24 protein-coding genes and 1 riboswitch are annotated in these 25,466 nt (G+C 37.2%); of the genes, 11 read left to right on the top strand and 13 right to left on the bottom strand.

Annotated features, from left to right (window positions below; translation table 11 throughout):
- Positions 1–81: 81 nt before the first annotated feature.
- From gltB to hisF, 4 genes are all read left to right on the top strand, one after another.
- On the top strand, positions 82–4,614 hold the full coding sequence (gene gltB / locus D0S48_RS03345) for a glutamate synthase large subunit (protein WP_151110092.1): 4,533 nt from the start codon (positions 82–84) through the stop codon (positions 4,612–4,614).
- Between the two features lie 184 nt (positions 4,615–4,798).
- Positions 4,799–6,280 (top strand): glutamate synthase small subunit, encoded by a 1,482-nt coding sequence (gene gltD, locus D0S48_RS03340; RefSeq protein WP_151110090.1) that lies wholly within the window; start codon positions 4,799–4,801, stop codon positions 6,278–6,280.
- 146 nt (positions 6,281–6,426) lie between these two features.
- Positions 6,427–7,047, top strand: coding sequence for an imidazole glycerol phosphate synthase subunit HisH (gene hisH / locus D0S48_RS03335; RefSeq protein ID WP_151110088.1), 621 nt, complete (start codon positions 6,427–6,429; stop codon positions 7,045–7,047).
- Positions 7,040–7,813 (top strand): imidazole glycerol phosphate synthase subunit HisF, encoded by a 774-nt coding sequence (hisF, locus tag D0S48_RS03330; protein WP_144536769.1) that lies wholly within the window; start codon positions 7,040–7,042, stop codon positions 7,811–7,813. Before hisH ends, hisF begins: the two co-directional genes overlap by 8 nt.
- A gap of 213 nt (positions 7,814–8,026) precedes the next feature.
- Here the strand turns inward: hisF and D0S48_RS03325 are convergent, their stop codons facing one another.
- The 4 genes from D0S48_RS03325 to D0S48_RS03310 all read right to left on the bottom strand — a co-directional run bounded on the left by D0S48_RS03325 (position 8,027) and on the right by D0S48_RS03310 (position 10,849).
- On the bottom strand, positions 8,027–8,689 hold the full coding sequence (locus D0S48_RS03325; RefSeq protein WP_151110086.1) for an HAD family hydrolase: 663 nt from the start codon (positions 8,687–8,689) through the stop codon (positions 8,027–8,029).
- Positions 8,690–8,904: 215 nt separating this feature from the next.
- Entirely contained in the window at positions 8,905–9,534 is a 630-nt protein-coding gene (locus tag D0S48_RS03320; protein WP_370455722.1) for a spore coat protein, read from the bottom strand.
- Positions 9,535–9,713: 179 nt separating this feature from the next.
- Complete coding sequence (locus D0S48_RS03315; RefSeq protein WP_151110084.1) at positions 9,714–10,298, bottom strand: branched-chain amino acid aminotransferase; 585 nt, start codon at positions 10,296–10,298, stop codon at positions 9,714–9,716.
- A complete protein-coding gene (locus tag D0S48_RS03310) occupies positions 10,295–10,849 on the bottom strand; it encodes an SLOG family protein (RefSeq protein WP_151110082.1) in 555 nt (184 codons plus the stop codon). The genes D0S48_RS03315 and D0S48_RS03310 overlap by 4 nt, the downstream gene beginning before the upstream one ends.
- A gap of 92 nt (positions 10,850–10,941) precedes the next feature.
- Between D0S48_RS03310 and D0S48_RS03305 the strand changes: the two genes are divergently transcribed.
- Both D0S48_RS03305 and D0S48_RS03300 read left to right on the top strand, forming a co-directional pair.
- Positions 10,942–11,169, top strand: coding sequence for a DUF2642 domain-containing protein (locus D0S48_RS03305; protein ID WP_151110080.1), 228 nt, complete (start codon positions 10,942–10,944; stop codon positions 11,167–11,169).
- Between the two features lie 12 nt (positions 11,170–11,181).
- Entirely contained in the window at positions 11,182–12,075 is an 894-nt protein-coding gene (locus D0S48_RS03300; protein ID WP_144536757.1) for a manganese catalase family protein, read from the top strand.
- A 204-nt stretch (positions 12,076–12,279) separates the two neighbouring features.
- Here the strand turns inward: D0S48_RS03300 and D0S48_RS03295 are convergent, their stop codons facing one another.
- From D0S48_RS03295 to D0S48_RS03270, 6 genes are read right to left on the bottom strand one after another with little or no spacing between them, the layout of a single operon-like run.
- Complete coding sequence (locus D0S48_RS03295; protein WP_225321678.1) at positions 12,280–13,476, bottom strand: CaiB/BaiF CoA transferase family protein; 1,197 nt, start codon at positions 13,474–13,476, stop codon at positions 12,280–12,282.
- Positions 13,477–13,493: 17 nt separating this feature from the next.
- Entirely contained in the window at positions 13,494–14,636 is a 1,143-nt protein-coding gene (locus D0S48_RS03290) for an alpha-hydroxy-acid oxidizing protein (protein ID WP_151110078.1), read from the bottom strand.
- A 12-nt stretch (positions 14,637–14,648) separates the two neighbouring features.
- Complete coding sequence (locus D0S48_RS03285; RefSeq protein ID WP_151110076.1) at positions 14,649–15,425, bottom strand: enoyl-CoA hydratase/isomerase family protein; 777 nt, start codon at positions 15,423–15,425, stop codon at positions 14,649–14,651.
- Positions 15,426–15,440: 15 nt separating this feature from the next.
- A complete protein-coding gene (locus D0S48_RS03280; RefSeq protein ID WP_144536751.1) occupies positions 15,441–16,112 on the bottom strand; it encodes a methionine ABC transporter permease in 672 nt (223 codons plus the stop codon).
- On the bottom strand, positions 16,109–17,128 hold the full coding sequence (locus tag D0S48_RS03275; protein ID WP_144536749.1) for a methionine ABC transporter ATP-binding protein: 1,020 nt from the start codon (positions 17,126–17,128) through the stop codon (positions 16,109–16,111). The genes D0S48_RS03280 and D0S48_RS03275 overlap by 4 nt, the downstream gene beginning before the upstream one ends.
- A 57-nt stretch (positions 17,129–17,185) precedes the next feature.
- The gene (locus D0S48_RS03270; RefSeq protein WP_151110074.1) at positions 17,186–18,004 is read right to left on the bottom strand and encodes a MetQ/NlpA family ABC transporter substrate-binding protein; all 819 of its coding nucleotides are present in this window, start codon (positions 18,002–18,004) and stop codon (positions 17,186–17,188) included.
- Positions 18,005–18,098: 94 nt separating this feature from the next.
- A riboswitch (SAM riboswitch) is annotated at positions 18,099–18,211 on the bottom strand.
- A gap of 151 nt (positions 18,212–18,362) precedes the next feature.
- Between D0S48_RS03270 and D0S48_RS03265 the strand changes: the two genes are divergently transcribed.
- On the top strand, positions 18,363–18,866 hold the full coding sequence (locus D0S48_RS03265; RefSeq protein ID WP_151110072.1) for a PPC domain-containing DNA-binding protein: 504 nt from the start codon (positions 18,363–18,365) through the stop codon (positions 18,864–18,866).
- A 416-nt stretch (positions 18,867–19,282) separates the two neighbouring features.
- On the opposite strand, the gene D0S48_RS03260 is transcribed toward D0S48_RS03265, so the two are convergent.
- Positions 19,283–20,446: a pyridoxal phosphate-dependent aminotransferase gene (locus tag D0S48_RS03260; RefSeq protein ID WP_151110070.1), complete on the bottom strand. Its 1,164-nt coding sequence runs from the start codon at positions 20,444–20,446 to the stop codon at positions 19,283–19,285.
- 85 nt (positions 20,447–20,531) lie between these two features.
- Between D0S48_RS03260 and D0S48_RS03255 the strand changes: the two genes are divergently transcribed.
- The 4 genes from D0S48_RS03255 to D0S48_RS03240 all read left to right on the top strand — a co-directional run bounded on the left by D0S48_RS03255 (position 20,532) and on the right by D0S48_RS03240 (position 23,381).
- Positions 20,532–21,311, top strand: coding sequence for a carbon-nitrogen family hydrolase (locus D0S48_RS03255; RefSeq protein ID WP_151110068.1), 780 nt, complete (start codon positions 20,532–20,534; stop codon positions 21,309–21,311).
- A gap of 82 nt (positions 21,312–21,393) precedes the next feature.
- Positions 21,394–21,873, top strand: coding sequence for a PaaI family thioesterase (locus D0S48_RS03250; RefSeq protein WP_144536740.1), 480 nt, complete (start codon positions 21,394–21,396; stop codon positions 21,871–21,873).
- 94 nt (positions 21,874–21,967) lie between these two features.
- Positions 21,968–22,636 carry a phospholipid phosphatase gene (locus D0S48_RS03245; RefSeq protein ID WP_151110066.1) on the top strand — a complete coding sequence of 223 codons (669 nt, stop codon included), beginning with the start codon at positions 21,968–21,970 and terminating at the stop codon, positions 22,634–22,636.
- A 184-nt stretch (positions 22,637–22,820) separates the two neighbouring features.
- Positions 22,821–23,381 (top strand): sugar O-acetyltransferase, encoded by a 561-nt coding sequence (locus D0S48_RS03240; protein WP_144536735.1) that lies wholly within the window; start codon positions 22,821–22,823, stop codon positions 23,379–23,381.
- A 244-nt stretch (positions 23,382–23,625) separates the two neighbouring features.
- Here the strand turns inward: D0S48_RS03240 and D0S48_RS03235 are convergent, their stop codons facing one another.
- Entirely contained in the window at positions 23,626–24,903 is a 1,278-nt protein-coding gene (locus D0S48_RS03235; RefSeq protein WP_144536733.1) for an MFS transporter, read from the bottom strand.
- A 193-nt stretch (positions 24,904–25,096) separates the two neighbouring features.
- Entirely contained in the window at positions 25,097–25,372 is a 276-nt protein-coding gene (locus tag D0S48_RS03230) for a hypothetical protein (protein WP_151110064.1), read from the bottom strand.
- Positions 25,373–25,466: the final 94 nt, after the last annotated feature.

Here is a 25,466-nt window from a genome sequence, read left to right as displayed (position 1 = left end):
TCCAAATTATATATTGTTTATATTATTTTGAAAACATACAATGTTCCTAACACACTTTTTTGGAAAATGGAGGTCGATTACATGACATTTCACCAGCTACCGAAAGCACAGGGCATGTATAATCCAGAATTAGAACATGACGCCTGTGGGATAGGTTTATATGCAAATATAAAAGGAACACCAACACATGATATAGTGAAAAAAGGTTTAGAAATGTTATGTCGTTTGGATCATCGTGCTGGAAAAGGTAGTGATGGTCAAACGGGAGATGGAGCAGGTCTCATGGTACAAATCCCAGATGTTTTTTTTCGGGTAGTTTGTAGCCAATGGGAAATCCCGGAAAAAGGACAGTATGGGGTAGGTATGTTGTTTTTTACAGAGGCGGATGAAGAAAGACAAGCGATAGAACAAAGAATAAATGATACCATTTTCGCCGAAGGTCAGGAACTTATAGGGTGGAGGACAGTCCCGACAGATAAAAGTATGTTGAGTGATTCAGCTAGAAATACTGCACCTGTAGTGCGGCAAGTATTTATTAAAGCTAAAAGTCTTCCTGACTCTTTATCCTTTGAACGGAAGTTATATGTTATTAGGAAACAGATAGAGCATTGGGCACAACAAGAAGCTAAAAAATTCTACTGTGCAAGTCTTTCAAGTCAAACAATAGTTTTTAAAGGAATGCTGACTCCTAAAGAAGTAGATCAGTTTTATGTGGATTTACAAGACGAGCTTTTTACTTCTGCTTTTTCACTAGTGCATTCTCGATACAGCACTAATACATTCCCTAGCTGGGAGCGTGCACACCCAAATCGCTATATTGTTCACAATGGTGAAATAAACACACTACGCGGTAATGTCAATTGGATGAAAGCTCGTGAGCAACAGTTTGTTTCAGATGCCTTTGGTGATGATTTAGGAAAAATCCTTCCTATTATTGATCCTTCTGGAAGTGATTCATCTATGCTCGATAATGCATTTGAATTTTTTGTATTAGCTGGGAGATCTCCGGCACATACAGCTATGATGCTTATTCCGGAACCGTGGACTGAGAATCCTCATATTTCTCAAGAGAAAAAAGCATTTTATGCTTATCACAGCTCTTTAATGGAGCCTTGGGATGGACCAACAGCTATCTCGTTTACAAATGGCAAGCAGATAGGTGCTATTCTAGATCGTAATGGGTTGAGACCAGCTCGTTATTACGTGACAAAAGATGACTACATTATATTTTCTTCAGAAGTCGGAGTAGTAGATATCGAAGAAGATAATATTCTTTATAAGGAGCGTCTAAGTCCTGGAAGAATGCTTTTAATAGATTTGGAGCAGGGAAGAATTATATCCGATGAAGAAATTAAGTCAGAAATGGCGATGGCTCAGCCTTATCAGCAATGGTTAGAAGACTATCAACAAAAGATATTAGTAAATGAAGAAAACATAGAAAATCTTGATGGCCTGTTATTTCGTCAAAAGGCTTTTGGCTATACGTATGAAGACATTCACAAATATATGCTGCCAATTGCAATAGAGGGAAAAGATCCTATTGGTTCTATGGGGAATGATACCCCGTTAGCTGTATTGTCAGATAGACCGCAATCCCTTTTCAATTATTTTAAGCAGTTGTTTGCTCAAGTTACCAATCCACCAATAGATTCAATACGGGAGCATATTGTTACATCCACCATGACATTGCTTGGTGCAGAAGGCGATCTGCTTACCCCTGGAGAAGTTAATGCGAAGCGAATATATTTGGATACACCAGTTTTAACTAATGGGCAACTTCAAGAAATAAAGGATTTGAAGGATGAAAGCTTTCAAAGTGGTATTATTTACATTAATATGTCTGAAGATTTGGAAAAAGATTTCCGAAGAATCTCTAAAAAAGCAGACGAACTGATAGAACAGCGAATCTCTTTAATCATTTTGTCTGATAAATCTCTAAATCAGTCTCAACCAACTATTCCGATTTTATTGGCAGCTAGTCATTTACACCAACACTTGCTTCGAACAGGTAATCGAACGAAAGTTAGCATTTTAGTGGAATCTGGGGAGTCAAGAGAGGTTCATCAGTTTGCTGCACTTATTGGATATGGGGTAGATGCGATTAATCCATATCTTGCATATGCGACCATTGCAGAAGCTATACAAAATGGACACTTAGAATGCAACTATCACGATGCTATAACTAAGTATAGTAAGGGGATAGCAGAAGGTGTCGTAAAAGTCATGTCTAAAATGGGTATTTCCACTGTACAAAGCTACAGAGGGGCACAGATATTCGAAGCGGTAGGTATTAGCAAAGATGTAATTGAGAATTATTTCACAGGCACTGTGTCTCAGCTTGGTGGGATTGACATAGAAACGATTAGAGAAGAGGCAATTCGTAGACATATACTAGCGGTCGAATCTACTGTGGATGCTTTAGATTCAGGGAGTGATTTTCAATGGAGAAGCACTGGCGAGCATCATGCCTTTAATCCAAAGACAATTCACACACTTCAATGGGCAACGCGAAGAGGAGACTACGGACTTTATCGTCAGTATGCAGAAATGGCAAATGAAGAGCGAATAGGCTTTTTACGAAACCTACTGACATTTAAGAAGGGAACAAAGAAAATCACATTAGATGAAGTTGAATCTGTAGATTCCATTGTGAAGAGGTTTAAGACAGGGGCTATGTCCTTTGGTTCACTAAGTCAGGAAGCGCATGAAACTTTAGCAATTGCAATGAATCGTCTTGGAGGCAAGAGTAACAGCGGAGAGGGTGGAGAACATCCTAATCGTTATGTAATAGATGCTAATGGGGATAACCGACGTAGTTCTATCAAGCAGATTGCTTCAGGTCGTTTTGGTGTAAATAGTCACTATTTAGTAGAGGCAGATGAGCTTCAGATAAAAATGGCTCAAGGCGCTAAACCAGGTGAAGGCGGTCAACTTCCAGGCAATAAAGTATATCCATGGGTAGCAGATGTCAGAGGATCCACAACTGGAGTGGGATTGATATCCCCACCTCCACATCATGATATTTATTCCATCGAGGATATGGCCCAACTCATTCATGATTTAAAAAATGCAAATAGATCTGCGAGAATTAGTGTGAAGCTCGTTGCCAAATCGGGAGTAGGAACAATTGCTGCGGGTGTTGCAAAAGGCTCTGCAGACGTAATTGTAATTAGTGGATACGACGGTGGAACGGGAGCTTCTCCAAAAACAAGCATTAAGCATACAGGATTACCTTGGGAGCTAGGACTTGCTGAAGCACATCAAACGTTAATGCTAAATGGCTTACGAAATAAAGTGGTTTTGGAAACCGACGGCAAACTGATGACTGGAAAGGATGTAGTAATGGCTGCTTTGTTAGGAGCAGAAGAATTTGGCTTTGCTACAGCGCCTCTAATCGTATTAGGCTGTGTCATGATGCGTGCCTGTCATATGGACACTTGTCCAGTAGGGATAGCAACGCAAAATCCTGAGCTAAGAGACAAATTTAGTGGTTCTGCTGATTTTGTCGTTAACTTTATGAGGTTTGTGGCAGAGGAAGTAAGAGAGTATATGGCATTGCTTGGATTTAGAACAGTTGATGAAATGGTAGGAAGAACTGACCTACTTGAAGTTAGTGATCGAGCAAAATCTCATTGGAAAGCTCAGCAACTAGATCTCTCTGTCCTACTATACCAAGTGAGTGGAGACAGAACATGTAAACAAAAACAAGATCATCAGCTCGAAAAGTCATTTGACATGAGGGAGCTTATGCCTCAAGTGGAAAAAGCTATTATAAATAGAACAAAGGTTGATCTACAATATAAGATTGCTAATACTGATCGAGTTGTCGGTACCATTATTGGAAGTGAAATCTCCAAAAAATACGGGGCAAGAGGTCTGCCAGATGATTCAATTACTTTAAGATTCAATGGTGCTGCCGGTCAGAGCTTTGGTGCATATATTCCACAAGGAATGACAATGTTTGTAGAGGGAGATGTAAACGACTACTTTGGCAAAGGAATTTCTGGAGGAAAGCTAGTTGTTACTTCTCCATTATCAGGAACTTCAGAACAAAATGTTATCGCTGGAAATGTGGCGCTATATGGAGCTACTGATGGAGCAGTGTTCATTAACGGCCGAGCTGGTGAACGTTTTGCTGTAAGGAATAGTGGTGCAGACGTGGTTGTTGAAGGGATAGGTGACCATGGTTGTGAGTATATGACGGGCGGTCGTGCAGTTATCCTTGGGGACGTAGGCAAAAATTTTGGAGCAGGTATGTCCGGTGGTATCGCTTATGTATTGGTTGAAGATATAGAGCAGTTCAAATTTAAGTGTAATAAAGAAATGATTGGATTTGAGAAACTTCAATCTAAAGAAGAGACTCATAGTGTAAGACAGCTAATCATGGATCATTACTATTATACAAGAAGCACAAAAGCAATGAATATTTTAGACAATTGGAATGAAATGGTGCAAAAAGTAGTCAAGGTTGTACCTAATGATTATAAAATGATGCTAGAAAAAATTGCTGCATTTAAAAAAGATGGATTAACAGAAGATGATGCAGCGATGAAAGCCTTCCTTTCAACCTCTACAAAACAAGTAGAAAAGAAAGCTACACTTATCAAAAAATAAAGTAATTTGACTCCTTTATGGAAGAGATTCGGGCTCAAATAGGATAGCACTACGTAAGGCACTTTTGGTAGAGCTGATCAGAGTAAGTAATAGTTTTACAATGCTCACTGTGACATCTAAAGATGTCTAATTATCGAGTGGAGAAGGCAAACAGTGCGGTACTAAGGAAAGGAGGAATTTTTATATGGGTAAACCAACTGGTTTTATGGAATATCAACGAGAAAAAGGAAAGGAAGTCGCACCTCTAAAACGTATAAAAAACTGGGGGGAATACGCTTATAAACTTTCTGATGAGTCTCTTCGCAAGCAAGGAGCACGTTGTATGGATTGTGGTACTCCATTTTGCCATATGGGAATCGAGATCAGAGGTGCAACTACGGGCTGTCCAATAAATAACTTAATACCAGAATGGAACGATTTAGTTTACCGAGGGAAATGGCAGGAAGCATTAAATCGATTAATGATGACAAATAATTTCCCAGAGTTTACAGGTCGAGTATGCCCGGCACCTTGTGAGGGCTCATGCACATTAGCTATAACAGATCCTGCAGTTTCTATTAAGAATATCGAAAGAACGATCATAGACAAAGGATTTGAAAATGGGTGGATTACTCCAAGAATTCCTACGATTAGAACTGGAAAAAAAATAGCCGTTATTGGTTCTGGTCCTGCTGGTTTAGCTAGTGCAGACAATTTAAACCAAGTAGGCCACTCTGTTACGGTTTATGAACGTGCGGACCGTGCAGGCGGGCTGTTGATGTATGGTATTCCGAATATGAAACTAGAAAAAGAAATAGTAGAAAGAAGAGTCCACCTGCTTCAGCAGGAAGGTATTGATTTCATTTTAAATACAGAGGTTGGAAGGGATATTACTGCTGAGGAGCTAAAACTTCAATATGATGCAGTTATCCTTTGCATCGGGGCACAAAAACAACGTGCACTTCATATGGAGGGTAGTAATGCAGAGGGAGTTTATTTAGCAATGGACTATTTAACTTCTACAACAAAGAGCTTGTTAGATTCAAATTTCGCTGACGGTCAATTTATTAACACGAAGGGGAAGGATGTTATTGTAATTGGTGGAGGAGATACAGGTGCAGACTGTGTAGCTACAGCTATCCGTCAAAACTGTCGTAGTGTAGTTCAGTTTGGAAAACATCCACAGCTTCCAGCATCCCGTGCAGAGGATAACCAATGGCCTACAGATCCGAATATTTTTAAACTGGAATATGCGTACGAGGAAGCTAATGCAAAATATGGAAAAGACCCTAGAGAATATTTAATTCAAACGAAAAAAATGATTAAAGACAAGGATGGTAGGCTAAAGGAGCTTCATACAATCCAAATGGAAAAAATCCTTGGTGAGGACGGATTTTATTTCTTTAAAGAAGTTCCAGGTTCGGAAAAGATTTGGCCTGCGCAATTTGTTTTTGTAGCAATAGGATTTGAAGGACCAGAGACTTCTTTAACTGAACAATTTGGAGTAAAGGTTTTGAACAAAAGGATTGCTGCTTCAGCTAAAGATTATACTACAAATGTAGAAGGTGTATTTGCAGCAGGTGATGCGAGAAAGGGCCAAAGTTTAATCGTTTGGGCAATTAAAGAAGGTCAAGAGGTAGCAAAAAGAGTGAATGACTATGTAACGAATAAAGCAGTTGTTAGATAATCATGTGAGAGACCTTGGGATGGGTCTCTCGATTTTTTTGTACTACATTTCATCGTGTTATCATATTAGCATACTAAAGTTTTTCTTTTATTTTCTGTCAACTGATGGCATAATAAAGTAATACTAGAACTGGGGGTAGTAACAGCATGATTGGTATTATAGATTATGGAGCAGGAAATTTACATAGTGTAGTAAAGGCAATTACTCAGCTTGGTTATCAGATTAAGCTTATTACTAAACCTAGTGACCATGACGATCTAATAGATAAGCTAATTCTGCCAGGGGTAGGAAATGCAAAGGTAGCTATGAATGTTTTAAATGAGACAGGCTTAAGTGATTATTTACGAACAGAGGTTGCCAAGGGGACACCGCTTTTGGGAATTTGCTTAGGAATGCAACTTCTTTTAGAAACTAGTGAAGAGGGAGATGTACCATGTTTAGGATTTCTACCCGGAACAGTTCCATTGTTTGGTGAAGAGGCTGAAAAGGTTCCTCATATGGGATGGAATCAAGTGAAGGATGTTCAAAATCATTTCTTGTTTCAGGATATTCCAGAAAGCACAGATTTCTATTTTGTTCATTCGTATTACGCAGAGCCTAGGATGGAGCAACACGTCATAGGTGTGACTAATTATGGACCCGACTTTGCGTGTGCAATAGGAAATAAGCAAGTGATGGGTGTACAGTTTCATCCAGAAAAAAGCGGTAAGTATGGCATTCAATTACTAGACAATTACTGCAAGCAAGGAGTTAGACAGCATGCTTAGAAAAAGAATTGTTCCTGCAATAGATGTTTTAGGTGACAAAGCGGTAAAGTATGTACAATTTAGAAACCCTACAATAATTGGTGATCCAGCAGAGCTAGGGAAGAAATATTCAGAAGACGGCGCGGATGAGTTAATCTATTTAGATACCACCGCTTCATTAAAAAACCAAGATTTGAAAATAGATTGGATACGTCGAGTTGCAGAGCAGGTGTATATACCTTTTTCTGTAATAGGCGGTGTTAGAACAATAGATGATTTCAAGAGGCTTCTTCGCGCTGGCGCTGATAAGGTAGGGGTCAACTCAGCTGCCGTACAAAGACCAGAGCTTTTAAGAGAAGCAGCGGATATATTTGGTAAACAATGTGTAGTGTTGGGACTTGATGCCATGCCAATTTATAATGACGATAAGGAAATTGTGAGATGGGAAGTATATACACATTCTGGACACGAGAAAACGGGAATGGATGTAGTGGAGTGGGCGCAACAAGCAACCGATCTTGGAGCTGGTGAGATTATTTGCACAAGTATTCATAAGGATGGCATGAAAAATGGTTATGATGTGGAGCTGATCAAGTTACTCTCGGAAAAAGTAAATGTACCAATTATTGCTTCTGGTGGTGCGGGTAAATTAGAGCATATAGAAGAAGTGTTTGCTGCAGGAAAAGCGGACGCGGCACTAGTAGCTTCAATGATTCATTACGGAGATTATACTATTTCAGAGATTAAGGATTACCTGCAGGTGAAGGGTATTAATATGAGAATGTAAAGTTAAAATGACCTGTCTGTTGAACGATCTTGTTCACAGCAGGTCTTTTTGCAGTATTTATTTGATAATCGGACGGAATTAAAAAAAGCTATCCAGCCATCCAAATGGATAGCTTGGGTAAAGGAAGTTTATGCATTTATTTAGCACTGCGCTAGCCACAAAAATAGTAAGAGTAGCAAAGATTTATTAAAGGTTTTTTAAGACATTCTAAATCTATCTAATTATTTCCCAACCGCGTTCTTGGGCAAGATTTCGAAGCTTTTCTTCTGGTTTAACTGCAATTGGATTTCCGACTAATTCAAGAACAGGTAAATCCGAATAGCTATCACCGTATGCATAGCTGTTTTCCCAGTCTATTTCTTGGCCTTCTAACTGTTCCAAAAGTTTCTGAGTCTTCATAGCGCCATTCACATGTTCTAGCGGTGATTTCGTATATACTGAATTCTCTTTATAGATTATTTCAGTGCCTATTATTTGTTTGAATGAAATCCCTTCGGTTACTCGCTCTAAAAATTGAGTATATGCACCCGATACTAGATAAATATGTACATTTTCTTGTTGGTGAGCATTTAGCTTTTCCAGTACTTTTTTATTGAAGTTTTTTTGCATTTGTTCCTTTAATTCATCAAAATACTGATACATCTCATCTCTTGATCTACCTTCAAAAGCTTCCAAATATAGTTGCATGGACCGCTTCTTCATATTTGTAGTTGGATAAAGCTTAAGCTTATTTGCAATATAAGGAGGTACGATCGATCGATAGAATCGTTTATATTGGGGATGATAAGTTGGGTGTTCCTTTAAATGGTTCATTAACAGCTTGAACGTTTCTTCTTCGTATAAAGTTCCGTCAAAGTCAAAAATTGCAACTCGCATGTCTTCACCTTTTCTTTATAGGACTTTGTTTTATTATACTGGAAAATACGAAGGAAAGAAAAAATACTTGTCCTTAAGTGAATTTTGTAGAAATCTATATGAGTTTCTACTTATAAAAATGTATACAAAGTTGCAGATTATTCTTAGCTTTTACAAAAAAATATGGCGCTTTCTGCTCCAAAGTTGAACAGAAAGCGCCAGGATGCTGCTTCGAATTATTGCATTTTGTACATTGGACCTTCTGCAGTACCGTAGTTGTTGAAGATCTGTTCCATTGTTTGATCATCGAAGCGTGGTACTTGATAATAACCATGCTTGTTTTGATAAATGGAAAGCTCATACGCCATCTCAATACAGTTCGGGATTGAGTCTTGAAGTACTCTTCGTACAACTGGGTTGGTAGACTCTAACGCAGCAGGTACTTTTCCAGCGGCACCAGCTTTAGCAGACCCTAGCAAATAACCTGAAATCATTTCATCATTAATTTCAGAAATGCTTTGCATAGGTTTCTTAGGCTGTGAAGACGGCTTTAAACCATAAGTGAAATCATTTTCCGTTGCCATCTTATAAGATGACGTGCGGTGTGAAGGATCTTTTCCGGTTTTAAAGCATTCCACTAACATATTATACTCATCCAAAGCGAATGAATATTGGCGATCCAGGATATTCAGTAATTCCTGATCCTTCACATGAGGACGAAGAATGGTTTTCAAGTTTAATGCACCAATTGCTGCTGACAATACCTCATGTACATCCATTAGCTCGTGAGCGCCATGATTAAAATGAGGTACAACTGTTTGCCCGTTCATCGTTTCACTGTGATTTTGACTGTATGTGTTATCCAATCTATTCTCCTCCTCCATAAAGATGTATTAAAACATCTCAATTAGTGTGAACAGAACAACCAAAAATATGTATAGATACTTATAGCTAAAATGTGTTACAGGTGCCAGGCACCTGTAACACATTTGAAATAAAACAATCGTGAATTTTTTAGGGAAATTCACGATTGTGCTAGGGCAATTTAGTTTTCGATTGATGTACCTAAAGAAAAGAGGAAGCGATACAAAAAATGGTATGTTTCTTCTATAGTATAGTTATCGTTAAAACCGTCAATATAATTTAAAGGAAGGTTTACTTCCCAAAGACCATCGCCGTTAGAGAACATGACGCTGTAATTCATTGCTTTTCCATCGAAGTGATTGTTCAAGTAAGCTTTTAATGCTTCACCATATTTTTTTTGTATGGCAAGACCAAACATAGCTGTATACACATCAAATACTTCATCATATTCAAAGGCAATAGCATCTACACTAATCACGTCGAAGTGAGCAGTCTCTAAGTACATGAATTCGTTTACTTTTTCTTTAAAATGAGTTATTGGCGTTTTTAAAAATGCGCTAGATTCTTTTGAAACTAATTCTTCTGTTTCTTTGTCAAACCGTTCAATGATTGCGCTATTAAATAGGTTGTCGTTTTCTATCAAGGATATACTTGTAGATTCTGACAAAAGTTCTTTCGCTAAAGCGTAATCTTGTTCTTCTTTAGTTAGCTCAAGGGTTACACCTGTAGCATCGGTGATTTTTTGTATAAGTTTCTTTTTTATCATATATAATCGTTCCTTTCTTCATCAGCAATTACTTGTAAGTCATATGCGTCAATACTAATTATAGGGTAGTTATTTTTTTCTGCATAATTTTGCGCTAGTTTTTTTATGAATTTTGGTGACCCTTCATTCTCCTCATCATAAATGATTAACATAGCATCTGTATTTCTTATGAGAAATTTATTCTTTTCGATAAATTGCCATGGAGCCTCATAAGGCTTCTTTGTCACACTAGTATGAAAATCAGCTAGTGATATAAGTCTTTGATAATTTTCCTTCTTTTGATCATTCCAATTTTTTTCCTGTTCTAAAAAGGGAGTAATAATAGAATATTTTAAATGTGGAAATTCCTTTTTTAACTCCACTACCAATTCTGCAGACCAAGTTTCTACACCAAGCTGTCCACTTGTTATTACCCATTCAAGACCCTCGTCGAGAAGTGCGCGCATCTGATTCTCAACTGCTTTTTTTATGATAGGCACACCAGGATGGTTGTCATTGAATATACCTAATTCATGGGCTTTATACCCAGTTATTAAAAGTCTTTTAATCATTTTCTCTACCTTCTTTTAACTTTTTGAGTAATGTGTCCATATACTACATCTTCTCATAAACTAGTATGAATGCAAAGAAGGGATGATGAAAGTTGGATGAAACGGTAAGCGTAGAGTATGTAAGTCCATTTGAAGGACACGTTTTCCAAGCGGCACAAAGTTTAATGGGTACAAACATAGCAGTACAAACAACTAAAAATATTCTTCAAGGTAAACTGACGATGGTAGCTCCGGATCATATTGTAGTGAGTGTAGGTGGAGTTCCTTTTTACGTACGTATTCAAGCTATAGTGTGGATTACTCCGAACATATCTGAATGAAAGGATGGTTAATTGTTTAATAGAGTAGATAAGTTGTTAATTGAATTACCTAATTTAGAATATGGTGACGCAAATGCCGCTTCAGTAGTTCAAGAACTATTAGGAGGGAAATTTGGTGAGATGTCTACTCTCAACAACTATATGTATCAATCCTTTAACTTTCGTGGAAAAACTAAGCTAAAACCATTCTATGATTTGGTTGCTAGTATCACTGCAGAGGAATTTGGTCATGTAGAGCTCGTATCTAATACGATTAATCTGTTATATAAAGGAACTAGCTTTAGTGGAGATCCAGATTTAGCACCACTTCAAGATGCCAAGAATATGCGAAACACTTATGCTTTTATTGCCAATGCTCAAACCTCTTTAGCTGGAGATTCTATGGGTAATCCATGGAGAGGAGATTACGTATTCTCGAGTGGCAACCTAGTACTAGATCTTTTGCATAATTTCTTTTTGGAATGTGGAGCTAGAACTCATAAAATGAGAGTATATGAAATGACTGAACACCCAACTGCTAGAGAAATGATTGGATACTTATTAGTACGTGGAGGAACACATATTATTGCGTACGCAAAAGCTCTTGAAATGGCGACAGGTGTAGATGTGACCAAAATGCTACCAATCCCTAACTTGGATAATCGTGCGTTTGATCACGCTCGCAAATACGAGGATCTTGGATACGGAAATGTTCTATTCACATGGAATAATGTTGGCGATTACAAGGACATCGATAAAATTTGGAAGGGACAAAATCCAACAAGTGGAGACCGGTTGTTCGTGAAAGAAGGCAGTCCTAAGGGCTATAAAATTCCTGAATTAGAATCGCTTCCGGAGGAATTTGCTCCTGGTATCGGACCAGAAGAATTCCAAGCAATCGCAAAAAGACTGATGTCAAAAATTTAAACTAAGAAAACCTAGATCTTACATCTGTCTTGAAATTATATGAGTATAGCGAATAGGCAGCGCTCTAGCTATCCCAAATATTCATTTAACCTTGAATGATAAGGCTCTAGAATTAAATGAACCTGATTTCATTTCTTTAACACTTTCGTATCTTTCCATTAAAAAAGCCCCGTTCTAGCTGAACTGGGCTATTACATATCATTATCAATTATTTAATACACCTTTTGATACAAGTTCACGTATTTTTTCTTCCGAAAATCCAATCTCATCTAATACCTCCTGATTATGTTGGCCAAGCAGGGGGGCAGGGGAACGCAGCTGCCCTGGGGTTTCAGAAAATTTGGCTGGGAAGCCAAGTGTTTTCATAGGGCCAGCTATCGGATGCTCGTAATTTAACACCATATCTCGAGAAAGAATATGCTCATCTTCAAGCGCTTGGTCGTATGAATATATTGGGCTGCATGGAATTCCATGTTCATCAAGCAATGATAGCCATTCGGATGAGCATTTCTCTTGAAGGACAGTTTCAATTTCCAACTCAAGTTGGTTTACATTTTGTGTTCGTATAGAATTGGTTAGGAATCGTTTGTCATTAATCCACTCTGGTTTATTTATTACATATAAACAAAACTTTTCCCAAAGTTTTTGATTGCCAGCACCAATTAAAATAGAACCATCCTTAGTTTGAAACCCTTGGTAGGGAGAAGAGACACGATGAGCTGTACTATTTCTCTTAGGAATCTCGCCTTTACCAAAATATGCAGCTGCCTCCCAAACCGTCCAAGCGAGACCTGCGTCTACTAAGGATACGTCTATGTATTGACCAACTCCTGATTTTAACCGATAAATATAAGCAGAGAGAATTGACTGTATGGCTGTTTGTGCTGCTGCTATATCATGTATAGCAATGCCGACTTTTACAGGCTTACCTTCACGTTCTCCAGTCATATCCATTATTCCAGAGAGACCTTGCGCCATAATATCATAGCCGCCCTTGTTTTTATAGGGTCCGGTCTGTCCATATCCAGAAATAGAACAATATATTAGCGATGGATTAATAGCTTTTAAAGTTTCATAGTCTATTCCAAGCTTGTTAGTTACACCCGGTCTGTAATTCTCAATAATAACATCCGCATCCTTGACTAATTCCTTCAATATCTGAATGCCTTCCTCTTTTTTTAGATTAAGGCATATACCTCTCTTGTTTCGATTCACCATCATATACATATAACTTTCTTCTTTAACATAAGGTCCCATTTGGCGAGTATCATCCCCATTTGGGTATTTCTCAACTTTTATAACTTCAGCTCCCATATCTGCTAGAACCATAGAGCAATAGGGACCCGCGAGGACCTGAGAAAGATCAACTATTTTCATACCTGTCAAAGCTTGTGCTATCATGATAAACCACCTTATCTTTAACCTTTAATGACCAGCATATTTCTAAGTTCTTCCATATTGCGAACACCCGCCAAGGAGATTGAAACCTTAGTCTCCTGCAGGAAATTTTCTAATACTCTTTCTACACCTTTCTGGCCACCGGCAGCAAGTCCCCATACGAATGGTCGCCCAATACAAACAGCAGTTGCACCAAGAGCAAGTGCTTTAACAGCATCAGATCCTCTTCTCACTCCGCTATCAAATAGAACTGGAATGCTTCCATTTACAGCTTCCACAATACCTGAAAGAGCATCTATGCTTGCAATAACACCGTCCAACTGACGACCTCCGTGATTGGATACGATGATACCATCAATTCCTTTTTCAATTGCCAGCTTGGCATCATCCGGGTGAAGTATACCTTTAATCAAAATAGGAATGGATGTGTGATTCCTTAACTCTGTAATATCATTCCAGTTTAATGTAGGATGATAAATGTTTTCTAGGATGCTATCCACAATGGCTTCCTGAGATTGCTCCGTTAAATCAGCCATAAAAACAGGGTCTGTTGCGTAATTACCTTGACCATAGCCGCGTTTAAGAGGGGAGAACTGATTGCGAATATCTTCCTCGCGCCATCCAAGCATAACCGTATCCACTGTTAACACGATTGCCTCGTAGCCAGCAACTTCCGCTCTTCTTGCCATACTAAAAGCAATTTCTTTATTGGAGGACCAGTAAAGCTGAAACCACTTTGAGCTGCCTGGAGTTGCTGCGGCAATCTCTTCAATAGAATAGCTCGACACAGTACTTTGTATATAAGGAAAATTAAATTTTGCTGCCGCCTTCGCAACAGCAATTTCTCCATCTTCATGGGCAATTTTATTTACACCGACGGGAGCGATGAAAAGAGGGTGCGGATATGTATGACCTAATATTGTTACTTCTGTATTCAAAGAAGAGACATCTGTTAAGAATCTTGGAACTATCGAGTATTTGGAAAAGCTACTTATATTTTTATTGTAGGTTTCTTCTCCACCTGCCGATGAACGGATATAACCAAAGGGACCAGGTTCTAATGCTTCTCTCGCTTCCTGTTCTAATTCCTTAAAGTCAATTGGATATTTTGTGTGATTGTCTATATTTCCTAATAGTAAGTCATTATTTTTAGCATTGCTCATGATCTACACCTCTTATGTAAAATTGGGCTTTCTTTTTTCTAAAAATGCTTGAATACCTTCTGTATAATCCTTAGAGCTGAAGGAATCTAATATCAACTGCTCTATCTCAAGCGTTTCTTCATTTTCTCCATCTAAAATAGACTGGATAACTTGCTTGATTCCATTGTTTGCAGTGGAGGATTTGCTCACAATTTTGTTAGCAAAAATCAAGCATTCCTCTTCCACTTCTTCCATTGGAAAAACATAATCAATTAAACCAATTTCCTGTCCTTCTTCAGCAGAAATAAGCTTAGCTGTGTAAAGTAACTCTTTAGCTTTAGAAGGACCAATCAAATTTACCAATCGCTTAGTGCTTGTTAGATTATATATAATTCCTATATTTGCTGCAGTGATACCAAGCTTACTTCCAGCCGAAGCAAATCTAAAGTCACAAGAGTTAGCTAGCTCTAAACCACCACCAATAGCTAATGTTTTAATAAGTGCGATAGTCGGCTTAGGAAAGCGGTATAGTTTTTCAACCGATTCAAGCGTTAAGTCATTATAAGCCTTCGCTTTCTCAGCAGAAAAACGATTTTCTAAAAACTCGGTTATATCTGCTCCAGAAGAAAAGGAGGTTTCATCCACTCCTTTTAAAATAAGCAATTTAATAGAAGTATCCTTTTCTAACTTTTCTAAGATTTGACCCAGCTGTTTAAACATAGCGAGAGAAAATGAGTTTTTCTTTTCAGCTCTATTAAATACAAGTGTAGCAATAGGCCCATTACGTTCTATGTGCAATTGGTTTGTCATTAGAAATGCCTCCGTTTAATCTTTTTTTATCCTTGCAGCTAATCTGTTACCGATAGACTGAATACCTTGAACTAGAATGATCAATATAAGCACCGTGGCATACATGATATCCTCTTCATATCGTAAATGCCCAAAACGATATGCTAGGTCACCAAGACCACCTGCACCGACCATACCTGCCATTGCCGTAGCTCCGATTAAACCTACTGTCGAAATAGTTAAGCCTAAAATAATTGAAGGACGTGCCTCACGCAGTAGCACATGCCAAATGATAGAAGGAGTTTTAATTCCCATCGCTGTATAAGCTTCAATGACACCATTCTGTACCTCTAAAAGTGCGGATTCCATCAATCGTGCAATATATGGAGCAGTATAAATTACTAATGGAACGATAACACCCTTAACACCGATCGTAGTTCCAACAATAAATTTAGTAAAAGGAAGGATAAAAAATAGTAGAATAATAAATGGAATAGAACGAATTATATTAATCAGAAGGTTACTAACTTGGTATATAACCGCATTTTGTAACGCTTGACCTGGTCTAGTTAGAACGATAAGTATTCCAAGTGGGATACCAATGATTATGGAAAAGAATAAAGATATGCCTACCATCTGAAATGTTTCAATTACAGATTCTCCGATGATTGGCAACCATTGATTAGTGAATTGTTCGAATCTACTCATGAGTGCACCTCCAAGCTCTCAGTTCCAACTCCTTGTTCTTCTAAGAAGCGAATAGCTGATTGTACTTGATTTTTTTCTCCTACTAAATGAATCACGATATTACCGACAATTCCGTTTTTCAATTCAATAATATTGGCCGTTAAGATATTTGGTTGTACATCAAACTTCTGACTAACCTCTGCTAATAATGGTTTTCCAGTACTTTCCCCAACGAAAGTCAAGCGAGTGACTGCACCCGTCACATGGAGCTGAGAAATAAGGGAAGGGGATAAGTTACGTTGACTAATTGTGTTTAAGAACTTTTTAGTTGTCGGATGACTAGGCTTCGTGAAAAGATTAATAGCTGTGTTCTCTTCTACAACTTCTCCGTTTTCCATCACATACACATGATCACAAATCTTTTGAATAACATTCATTTCATGAGTTATTAAAAGAATAGTTATACCTAACTCCTTATTGATCTTTAATAAGAGCTCTAATATTGAGTCAGTCGTTTCTGGATCCAGAGCACTTGTTGCTTCATCACTTAATAATACTTCTGGTTCCTGGGAGAGAGCTCTTGCAATAGCTACACGTTGCTTTTGGCCGCCAGAAAGCTGGTTTGGATAGCTTTTATGCTTATCGGTTAAGCCTACTATTTCTAAATATTTTTCCACTCTTTTTTTAACTTCGTTCTTGTCGTAGCCAAGCAGCTTTAAAGGTATAGCGATATTGTCGTAAACAGTGGCAGTTTTTAAAAGGTTAAATCCTTGAAAAATCATGCCTATTTTGTTTCTGACTTTTCGAAGTTGAGGAAGGGGAAGGGGGGTTATTTCTTCGCCATTAATGTATACTTTGCCTTTTGTTGGCTTTTCGAGCAGGTTAACACATCTGATAAGTGTGCTTTTCCCTGCTCCGCTATAGCCGATAACTCCGTGAATTTCACCTTTTCTTACATGAAGACTTACGTTACTGACAGCCTTTACTGTGTTGCTTTTGCTGATGAATTCCTTTGTAATATTCTCTAAAACTATCATGTTAAATCTTCCTTTCTAAAGAAAACGTTACCGGTTGCGGCAACGTTTTTGTTATTTCTACTCATCCCAGCTTGCTAACACAGAACCTTGAAACTCTTCTTCGATAAATGTTCTGACTTCCTCTGATTGATAAGCTTTTACAAACTTTTGAACGGTTGGATCATCTTCGTTTTCCGCGCGTACAACGATATAGTTCACATATGGAGAGTTAGATGACTCTAAAAGAATTGAGTCTTCCTTCGGGTTAATGCCAGCAGCCAAAGCAAAATTTGTATTGATTGCTGCAGCATCTACCTCGCTAAGCTGTTTCGGTATTTGAGCAGCCTCTAATTCGATAAATTCAATATTCTTAGGGTTTTCTTCGATATCATAAATAGAAGCATTTTCTTTTTTATCTTCTTTAATTTTAATAAAGCCATTTTCCTCTAGTATATATAATGCGCGTGAACCGTTAGTTGGGTCGTTTGGTAATCCAAATGTGGCACCTTCTGGTAAATCTTCGAACGATTTAAATTTTTCAGAGTAAATACCCATTGGGTTTAAAATAGTTTTACCAACTGGTACTAGCTCAGTACCATGGTCTTCGTTGAAAGCATCAAGAAAAGGCTCATGTTGATAGCTATTTGCGTCTAGGTTACCTTCAGAAAGTGCTGTGTTTGGAAGTATGTAATCAGAAAAAGCTTTAATTTCTATTTCTAGTCCATCTTTTGCTGCAACTTCTGCTGCAACCTCAGCTATTTGTTCGTGAGGACCAGCAGTTACACCTATGACTAATTTATTTTCATCTAAGGCTTTGTCACCTTTAGATTCATCACCACAAGCCGCAAGCAACCCCGTTAATAGAACTCCTGATAATACTAAACCAACCTTTTTCATTAAAATTCCTCCTTAATAATTATTAAAGAATTCGAATAAATATAAAAGCCTCTCTTTCAAAAAGAAAGAGAGGCACACAAAAATGCATTGTCCTCTCTTATCTTCCAAAACAAAAATGTTTTGCAGGATTTAGCACCTTTCTATACTTTTGGTATAGATGGTTGCCGAGCTTCAACGGGCCAGTCCCTCAGCTACTCTTGATAAGAGATAATAAGCTATTAAGTTTTTCGTTTATTCTATAAATGAAAATTTACTATACTAAACTAACAAAGTCAAGAGCTATTTTTTAATAGTAAAATTTTTTAGAAAAGATTAAAATTATAAGATAATAAATAATTATGCAATTGGAGGAATCGACATGACAATAAGAGCAAATTTTGCAGTAGGTGATTTTGAGAGAATAGTTGGTGCTAGATTAAAATATGGAACAGATTTGATAGAAGGGATAGAAGCAATATGTGAAGCCAATCAAATTACTTCTGCCACTGTCGTTAGCTGCTTTGGAAGCTTTCAAAAATGTGGCTTTGTCTATTTAATTCCAGCTGATTCCTCGAAAATAGGTGTAGCCTATAATGAAATGATCGTAAAAGAAGGACCTATAGAATTTTTACATGGTACAGGAGTTATATGTCAGCAAGAAGGAAAATATGCCACACATTTTCACGGATCAATGTGTGATCAATATGGTGCTGTTTTTGGAGGTCACTTCATCAAAGGTGAGAATCCTGTAATTACGGTTGACCTAGTCTTAGCCGAAGTAAAAGGGATGGAATTCCATCGGAAACATGATGAAGAGACTGGTGCAATTCAGTTTTATCCGATTGAGCAAGGGAGCAAGTTCCCCAGGACAATAGAGGAATAGAAAGTGTAGTAGGTTAACATATAAAAGAATTCAAATAAACAATAGAATATGACATAAAAAAAGACTACTTTTGTAGTCTTTTTTTATTTTGTTGGCTATTTCACTTAAACACACTAATTAATATTGTGATGAGAAAATAAACTAAAATACCAAGTATAAATAGTCCTATAAATTTTTTCATGTAAGATACCTCCAGAGGATTAAGCTTGTTTTTTATTGAACGGTCATAAAAAAAATTATCCGGTCATAAAACGTTGCTATCCGGTCATAAAAATTTTTATCCGGTCATAAAATCGCGCTATCCGGTCATAAAAATTTTTATGCGGTTATAAAGACAATTTATCAATTATTTTCATAGAAATTAGTGTCTTTTAACTTCACTTAAACATCTTTTAGATGATAACAGTAACTAATTCTTAAAAAAGTTCTAGCTTTTCTATACGGTCAACAGCCTCAATCAGGCGATCCTCATCAACTAAAAGTCCGATGCGTACATAACCTTCCCCGTGTTTACCAAATCCATTGCCAGCAGCGACAGCAACATCTGCTTTTTCTAGAAGTATGTCAGCAAATTGTTCACTAGTATAGCCATTTGGTACAGGAAGCCATGCAAAGAATGAGCCTTCAGGAGCTTTCACATTCCAACCAATTTTGCGACAAGCCTCTATGAAAGTATTTCTTCTTTTTTCATAGAGTGCCACTAATTCTTCCACACATTCCTGAGACCCATTTAGTGCTTCTGCTGCTGCAGATTGAATAGCAGGAAAGAGGCTGACAAAAAGATGGTCTTGTATAATATTGATAGCCTCAATCATTTTAGAATTACCTACGGCAAACCCTACGCGCCAGCCTGCCATATTATAGGTTTTGGATAGCGTATACATTTCAATTCCGACTTCTTTAGCACCTTTTGCTTGTAAGAAACTAATAGGTTTTTTCCCATCAAAGCCGATGCCTCCGTAAGCAAAATCATGGACAATGGCTATATCATTTTCCTTTGCTAACTCAACAGTTTCTTGGAAAAACTCTAAAGTAGCAGAGGCTCCCGTAGGATTATTAGGATAATTCAAATACATTAGTCTCGCTGCCTCTTTTTGGTCCGGGGTAAGCTGCTTGTAATCGGGTAGAAACGCATTTTCTTCTAACAGTGGCATAGTATCAAATTGCACATTTGCTAGTCCTACTCCAGAGAGATAATCTGGATAACCAGGGTCAGGAAGGAGCATTAATTCCTTCTCATTCATCATAGCTAAAGGTAGCTCTACTAAACCTATTTTAGTACCAAAAAGTACGGCTACCTCTTTATTAGGATCTATATTAACGTCATACTCTCGAGAATAAAAATCTACGGCCGCTTGCTTTAGCTCGTTTATACCTCTAAAGGGAGAATATTTATGAGAAAGCGGACTTTGTGCTGCTGACGATAGCGCTTGTACAATATGGTCAGGTGTCGGCTGGTCAGGGTTTCCTTGTCCGAGATTGATAACATCCCTACCTTCTGCCACGGCCTTCGCTACTTTTTGTACTAATGTTGCAAAAAATTGGGGAGGGAGATTTTTTAAACGATCAGAAAATTCCATGGACAATACCTCTTTTTCTAAATAGTTGCATATATTAGTCAAATCTTATAATCTTTTTAGTATTATGTCTATAGGTGGTGGTGAAATGAAAATAGCTTGTGTTCAGTTAGATATAGCGTTTGGTAATCCAAAAGAAAATTTTAAAAGAGTAGAAAAGAAAATTAGAGAAGCAGCTATACAAGGAGCAAATCTTATAGTTTTGCCGGAGATGTGGAACACGGGATATGATTTAACGAGATTAGAAGATATAGCAGATGATAAAGGGGTAAAGACGAAGGAATTTCTAGTTAAACTTGCGAAAGAATTACATATACATATAGTGGGTGGCTCGGTTTCGACGAAAAAAAAGAACTCCTTTTACAATACCATGTATATCGTAAACAATTCGGGAGAGCTAATCGCTGAGTACGACAAGGCCCATTTATTTAAGCTAATGGATGAGCATTTATATTTAAAAGCTGGAGACAGTAAGAATATTTTTATGTTGGATGAAGTGACGATGGGAGGCGTTATTTGTTATGATTTACGCTTTCCGGAATGGTTTCGTGCTCACTCATTGAATGGTGCCAAAATAATTTTTGTTCCTGCTCAATGGCCCTCAGCACGTATAGACCATTGGAAAATACTTTTACAGGCAAGAGCTATTGAAAATCAATGCTATATAGTTGCAGTTAATCGAGTAGGAGAAGATCCGAACAATCAGTTCAATGGAAACTCGATGGTAATTGCTCCATGGGGAGATATAGTTTGGTTAGGAAACGAGGAAGAAACTATTGGATTAGTAGATATTGATTTAAATCTAGTAGAAGAAGTAAGAGGTAGAATTCCTGTATTTCAAGATAGAAGAGAATCATTATATAAATAATAATATTTCTTTCTAGAAAACTATTTAATTCAGTTGACGTTTAATTGGCTTTTTTGTATGGTTTTGTAAAGGGGGAGAAAAAATGACAGAACATAAACTGGCAATACAGGATGAATATCCAGATGACTTTGCTTGGTGCTATGGATGCGGTCGTTTAAATGAAGAGGGGTATCATTTAAAGACTTATTGGAATGGAGACAAAACAGAAACTGTTTATCATCCAAGAGAAGAGCATATTGCAATTCCTGGCTTTGTATACGGTGGATTAATTGGAGCAATAGTGGATTGTCATGGAACTGGTTCGGCAGCTCTTGCACTTCACCGAAAAAATGGTTTTGAGCCTGGCAGTGGAGAAACACCGCCACGATTTGTCACAGGGTCCCTCCATGTCGATTTTCTTAAGCCTACGCCTCAAAAGGTCGAACTAAAAGCGATAGGTACGGTGGAAGAGATTCATCCGAAAAAATGGAAGGTAACTTCAGAAGTCTACGCAGGAGATACGCTTTGCGCTAAAGGGGAAGTCATCGCTGTAGTTATGCCTGCAACATTTACAAATAAATAATAACTTTAACACAGGAGACTTTTTCCTGTGTTTTTATTTTATAAGATTATACCCTTTCTTTTATGGGAAAGAAGAAATAAAGGAGGGAAATGGAATGGATACTTTTCTATATTTATTTTTCACAGGCTCCTATATAGCATTGCTTATTTGGGGCTTAATCGGAATAAGGAAGCAGGATTTACCACAGTGGACTAGTTTTATTTATCTTATAATATTAGCTCTCATTTTTGACAATGGAATTATCGCTTTTGGTAAATGGATTGGTGAGGGAGAGTTGCTAGAGACATTGAATCTGTTAAGGTTTTGGACACATGCTTTTTTAACACCTTTACTAGTTTTATTTGCTACTGGTACATTGAAGGAAAGTGGGGTATTATGGGCTCAGAAAAAATGGGTGTCCATAGTAGGTATTATTTATACGGTAATTTTAATAGGTATAGAAGTGTGGTTGGAAGCCTCTCAACTTACATTAAAAGCTGCTGAGGAATATGGGGTTCTAAGATATGTTTCCACCAAGGAAGCTTCTGGGCCCCCAGTTATGATTCTCCTTGTAACACTAGTATTGATTGTGGCTAGTGCTATTCTTTGGAAGAAAACAAAGTGGGCAGTATTTTTTATAGGTGCAATCGTGATGACCATAGGAAGCGCAGTACCAATAAATGTAGATAGCGGAGCGGTGACAAATGCTTTTGAATTGTTCTTGTTATTTACACTTGTTTGGACAAAAAGAAGGCTAGTCGAAGATAAACTACGTGTTTATTAAAAAATGCTAAAGCATAAAACAAGGAAATAAGATATCTTTAACATCCTTTTTTACGTGTAAATTTAAATATTAATAAGTGATAAGTGAGTATTCCTTTGGGAGTTATACTTTTCATGTAATAATAAATCTATTAGTAAAATAAAGTAAAATAAGTTTTAACTCAGAGCAGAAAAGAGGATAAAAAATGAAAACTGAAAAAGAAAAAATGCTGTGCGGTGAAATGTATAATCCCGCTGACCCTGAATTAGTATTGGAACGAGAAAATGCTAGACGAAAAGTAAGGATTTACAATCAGACATTGGAAAGTGAGGGACAAAAACGCGTCGAATTATTAAAAGATTTATTAGGTTCAACTGGAGAATTAGTCTATATGGAACCAAATATCAGGTTTGATTATGGCTATAATACATATGTTGGTGAAAACTTTTTTGCAAATTTTGACTGTACCATTTTAGATGTTTGTGAAGTTCGCTTTGGAGATAACTGCATGCTTGGACCTAGCGTGCAAATTTACACAGCTACACACCCAATTACCCCCATGGAGCGTAACTCAGGAAAGGAATACGCAAAGCCTATAATAATTGGGAACAATGTGTGGATTGGTGGTAACGCAGTTATAAATCCAGGTGTTTGTATAGGAGATAATGCTATCATTGCTTCAGGAGCAGTCGTGATAAAAAATGTGCCCGCAAATGTGGTTGTAGGTGGAAATCCAGCAAAAATAATTAAAGAAATTGAAGTGTAGAGGAATAGGTCAGGTGTAAGTTTAAATCTCACTTATGATACTTACATTTAACTGTTTAAAAATTATAAACTATCCTGAGGCAAGAAAATAGCTACATGCAAGAATGTTGTCCGATCGACTTTCTTGCATGTAGCTAAATAGTTACCCTCACAGACGAGCCTTTTTTTGCTGAGAAAGCTTTGTCATAGAGATAGTTCCCTTTTCCCTCCATAGTCCTTAGCGAATAATCACCACTAATTAAAAATTAGACAGCATCAACTGGCACTGGCTTTGGTGCTTTATCTGGTTCAGGTACTCTAATCAACACTATTATTCCAATAATAAACAAGATGATTAAACTAAACACACCATACGATGAATTGCCTGTAATTTGTGTAGTTAGACCAATTAAAAGTGGGCCCATTATGGAAGCAAATTTACCAAAAATATTATAGAAACCGAAAAACTCATTTGAATTTTCCTTCGGTATAAGTTTGCCGAAGTACGATCTACTTAATGCTTGTATTCCACCCTGAGAAGTTGCTACGAGCATTGCTAAAATCCAGAAATCTGCAATAGTTTCTAAGAAAAATGCATAAGTACATACAATTATATAAACAAAAATTCCGACATATAGCATTTTCTTTTCTGAAAATCTTGCAGCTAGTTTACCATATAAAATTGCAAAAGGGGCAGCTACAACCTGTGTAACAAATAAGACGATGATTAAATCCGTAGCCTGTAAGCCCAAGTCAGTGCCATAGGCAGTAGACATTGCGATAATAGTTCCTACACCATCAATATAGAAGAAATAGGCTATTAAAAATAGAAATAAAGCTCGATACTGACGTATTTCTTTTATAGTTTTTCCAAGTCTTTTAAAGCTTTGAGCGACAGGATTTTTTTCACGCTCAATATAATGAATTTGTTTTACATTTCTAAACATCGGAATAGCAAAAATAATCCACCAAGCGGCTGTAATCAGAAATGCAATGCGGCTTGCGTTTATTTCAGATAGAGGGATTTTTTCTGCCCCAGCCAACAAAATAATAACCATACTAATTAAAAAAGGAATCGCACTACCAATATACCCTAGTCCGTATCCTCTCGAGGAAACACGAGACATTCGTTCATTTGTTGTAACGTCAATAATAAAGCCATCATAGAAAACATTCGCACCAGTTGCACCAAGAGCTGCAAAAGTATAGCATATCAAAAATAGATACCATTTATCATAAGGGATGAAAGCTAGTAAAGCAGTAGCAGCTACTCCTAAAAAGAAAAAGAAAAAGAAAAATTTCTTTTTATATCCTTTATAATCGGCGATGGTTCCAAGGATTGGCCCTATCATTGCTAATATAAATGTAAAAATGGCAATAGTGTAACTGAGATAAACTGTAGAATCATTCGTATCTACGCCGGCAGCTGTTGCCGATCCTTTGTAAAAAATAGGAAAAATAGCAGTTGTAATTATTATAGAATATGCAGAGCTTCCCCAATCATAAAGAGCCCAACTATTTTCTTCCTTTGTAAACTTTTTCATATATAATGATTCCCCCTTTCTGTCTGATAATATTGTACATGATTTATAACAAACTATGTAAAAAAAACTGAAATATTACATATCTTTTACGTTCTATTAGATAGTAATAAGAAGCTTAAGAGATTAGAGAAAGAGTTGTGAATATTTACGGGAAAAAAGAGGAAGGGGCTTGAGATGCCCTATAGAAGGAGGTTTATTTTAGTTTTGAAGCAATTTCAGATACAACAAAAGCTAGGTGGTCATTTCCAAAAAGCTGCAATACTTGAATAACAGTCTCGGTATCTACTTCTAATGCATTTTTTTCCGTTTCTTCTATTGCACTTGCTAAAGCGTCGTTTGTTTTTTGATCTGGATATGCTGTTTGATATAATGCAAAAGGGTCTAAGTCATGATTGATACACCATTGGGCATACAATTGAATCATTATATTTTCATCCTGTTCGTACTGCTCTATCACATTGTTTTTCATATTAACTCCTTTGTAAGAAGGCAATTTATCGCATTCTAATTTTATATTCTTTATATAGCAACTAGTTCACTAGTTTTAAGTCGTACTCTAAGTA

This window comes from Psychrobacillus sp. AK 1817 (genome assembly GCF_008807035.1).
GTDB lineage: Bacteria > Bacillota > Bacilli > Bacillales_A > Planococcaceae > Psychrobacillus > Psychrobacillus faecigallinarum.
The sequence above is the reverse complement of the archived record's forward strand: the minus strand, read 5'-3'. Positions and strand labels throughout refer to the sequence as shown.

What these genes read in the sequence shown, in the direction of transcription:
- gltB (WP_151110092.1), top strand. Translation starts at nt 82, where the DNA reads ATGACATTTCACCAGCTACCGAAAGCACAGGGCATGTATAATCCAGAA.
- gltD (WP_151110090.1), top strand. Translation starts at nt 4,799, where the DNA reads ATGGGTAAACCAACTGGTTTTATGGAATATCAACGAGAAAAAGGAAAG.
- hisH (WP_151110088.1), top strand. Translation starts at nt 6,427, where the DNA reads ATGATTGGTATTATAGATTATGGAGCAGGAAATTTACATAGTGTAGTA.
- hisF (WP_144536769.1), top strand. Translation starts at nt 7,040, where the DNA reads ATGCTTAGAAAAAGAATTGTTCCTGCAATAGATGTTTTAGGTGACAAA.
- D0S48_RS03325 (WP_151110086.1), bottom strand. Translation starts at nt 8,689, where the DNA reads ATGCGAGTTGCAATTTTTGACTTTGACGGAACTTTATACGAAGAAGAA.
- D0S48_RS03315 (WP_151110084.1), bottom strand. Translation starts at nt 10,298, where the DNA reads ATGATAAAAAAGAAACTTATACAAAAAATCACCGATGCTACAGGTGTA.
- D0S48_RS03310 (WP_151110082.1), bottom strand. Translation starts at nt 10,849, where the DNA reads ATGATTAAAAGACTTTTAATAACTGGGTATAAAGCCCATGAATTAGGT.
- D0S48_RS03295 (WP_225321678.1), bottom strand. Translation starts at nt 13,476, where the DNA reads ATGATAGCACAAGCTTTGACAGGTATGAAAATAGTTGATCTTTCTCAG.
- D0S48_RS03290 (WP_151110078.1), bottom strand. Translation starts at nt 14,636, where the DNA reads ATGAGCAATGCTAAAAATAATGACTTACTATTAGGAAATATAGACAAT.
- D0S48_RS03285 (WP_151110076.1), bottom strand. Translation starts at nt 15,425, where the DNA reads ATGACAAACCAATTGCACATAGAACGTAATGGGCCTATTGCTACACTT.
- D0S48_RS03280 (WP_144536751.1), bottom strand. Translation starts at nt 16,112, where the DNA reads ATGAGTAGATTCGAACAATTCACTAATCAATGGTTGCCAATCATCGGA.
- D0S48_RS03275 (WP_144536749.1), bottom strand. Translation starts at nt 17,128, where the DNA reads ATGATAGTTTTAGAGAATATTACAAAGGAATTCATCAGCAAAAGCAAC.
- D0S48_RS03270 (WP_151110074.1), bottom strand. Translation starts at nt 18,004, where the DNA reads ATGAAAAAGGTTGGTTTAGTATTATCAGGAGTTCTATTAACGGGGTTG.
- D0S48_RS03265 (WP_151110072.1), top strand. Translation starts at nt 18,363, where the DNA reads ATGACAATAAGAGCAAATTTTGCAGTAGGTGATTTTGAGAGAATAGTT.
- D0S48_RS03260 (WP_151110070.1), bottom strand. Translation starts at nt 20,446, where the DNA reads ATGGAATTTTCTGATCGTTTAAAAAATCTCCCTCCCCAATTTTTTGCA.
- D0S48_RS03255 (WP_151110068.1), top strand. Translation starts at nt 20,532, where the DNA reads ATGAAAATAGCTTGTGTTCAGTTAGATATAGCGTTTGGTAATCCAAAA.
- D0S48_RS03250 (WP_144536740.1), top strand. Translation starts at nt 21,394, where the DNA reads ATGACAGAACATAAACTGGCAATACAGGATGAATATCCAGATGACTTT.
- D0S48_RS03245 (WP_151110066.1), top strand. Translation starts at nt 21,968, where the DNA reads ATGGATACTTTTCTATATTTATTTTTCACAGGCTCCTATATAGCATTG.
- D0S48_RS03240 (WP_144536735.1), top strand. Translation starts at nt 22,821, where the DNA reads ATGAAAACTGAAAAAGAAAAAATGCTGTGCGGTGAAATGTATAATCCC.
- D0S48_RS03235 (WP_144536733.1), bottom strand. Translation starts at nt 24,903, where the DNA reads ATGAAAAAGTTTACAAAGGAAGAAAATAGTTGGGCTCTTTATGATTGG.
- D0S48_RS03230 (WP_151110064.1), bottom strand. Translation starts at nt 25,372, where the DNA reads ATGAAAAACAATGTGATAGAGCAGTACGAACAGGATGAAAATATAATG.